The organism is Protofrankia sp. CiP1_Cm_nod3 (assembly GCF_982290655.1).
In genome coordinates this window covers 76,981-78,298 of record NZ_CEVIVD010000006.1, presented here as the reverse complement: position 1 = coordinate 78,298, position 1,318 = coordinate 76,981, and the positions used below count along the sequence as shown (strand labels likewise).

Sequence of the window (1,318 nt, the reverse complement as noted above, 5' to 3'; positions counted from 1 at the left end):
GGACGTAGGCTCGTGGCATGTCGAACCCGCAGATACCGCCGGGCGCCGGGCCGGGCATCGGTCAGCTTCTTCAGCAGGCCCAGCGGATGCAGGCCGAGTTGCTGACCGCCCAGCAGGACCTTGCCGACGCCAGGGTCGACGGCACCGCCGGCGGCGGCCTGGTGAGGGCCACGGTGACCGGTGGGGGTGAGCTGGTCGATCTCGTCATCGATCCCGCCGCGGTGGATCCGTCCGACACCGAGACGCTCGCCGACCTCGTCCTCGCGGCGGTCCGGGACGCCGCCGACAACGCGCGCAGACGTGCCTCCGAGCGGATGGGCCAGGTCACCGGCGGGCTCGGTGACATCCTCGGCGGGTTCGGCGGCCCCGGTGGTATCGGGAGTCCTGGCGGTATCGGGGGTCCTGGCGGCATCGGTGGTCCCGGCGGAGTCGGCGGTGGCCCGGCGGGTCTGCCGGGCGGGTCAGGCCCGGGGTCGATACCTCCCGGCCTGGGATGACAGGCGCGCGATGAACGACTCGCAGGCGGGCGGGCAGGTGCCGCCTGGACACGTGCCGGCCAGGCCCGCCGGAAGAACGCCCGCCGGAAGAACAGCCGTCAGAATGGCGATGGCCGGAACGCCCGGCTCCGGCACAACGGGCTCCGGCACAACGGGCCCCACGACAACCGGCTCCACAACAGCGGGCCCCACAACAGCGCTCCGCGGGACGGGTCGGTGACGATGTACGAGGGGATCGTCCAGGATCTGATCGACGAACTCGGCCGGCTGCCGGGCATCGGCCCGAAAAGCGCGCAGCGGATCGCCTTCCACCTGCTTTCCGCCGACCCGGTGGACGTGCGGCGGCTGGCGGCCACACTGAACGAGATCAAGGACAAGGTCCGCTTCTGCCGGACGTGCTTCAACGTCGCGCAGGCGGAGCTGTGCCGGATCTGCGCCGACCACCGCCGCGATCCGGCGCAGATCTGTGTTGTCGAGGAGCCGAAGGACGTCGTCGCCGTCGAACGGACCCGGGAGTTCCGCGGGCGCTACCACGTTCTCGGCGGAGCGATCAATCCGATCGGCGGGGTCGGCCCGGACGATCTGCACATCCGGGAGCTGATCGCCCGGCTCGCCGACGGAACGGTGACCGAGCTGATTCTCGCGACCGATCCGAACACCGAGGGCGAGGTCACCGCCTCCTATCTGGCCCGCCAGATCGCCCCCATGGGCCTGAAGGTCACCCGGCTGGCCAGCGGCCTGCCCATGGGCGGGGATCTGGAATGGGCGGACGAGGTGACCCTCGGCCGCGCCTTTGAAGGCCGCCGCGTCGTCGTCTAGTC

Annotated in this window: 2 protein-coding genes; both read left to right on the top strand. The window is 71.5% G+C overall.

Going from position 1 to position 1,318, the window contains the following annotated elements:
• Window positions 1-17: 17 nt before the first annotated feature.
• A complete protein-coding gene (locus tag AC5LUJ_RS03080) occupies window positions 18-497 on the top strand; it encodes a YbaB/EbfC family nucleoid-associated protein (protein WP_250284130.1) in 480 nt (159 codons plus the stop codon).
• Between the two features lie 222 nt (window positions 498-719).
• Window positions 720-1,316 carry a recombination mediator RecR gene (gene recR, locus AC5LUJ_RS03075; RefSeq protein ID WP_250284148.1) on the top strand — a complete coding sequence of 199 codons (597 nt, stop codon included), beginning with the start codon at window positions 720-722 and terminating at the stop codon, window positions 1,314-1,316.
• Window positions 1,317-1,318 lie beyond the last annotated feature (2 nt).

Coding starts and splice junctions, on each gene's coding strand:
- recR (WP_250284148.1), top strand. CDS start 720: ATGTACGAGGGGATCGTCCAGGATCTGATCGACGAACTCGGCCGGCTG.
- AC5LUJ_RS03080 (WP_250284130.1), top strand. CDS start 18: ATGTCGAACCCGCAGATACCGCCGGGCGCCGGGCCGGGCATCGGTCAG.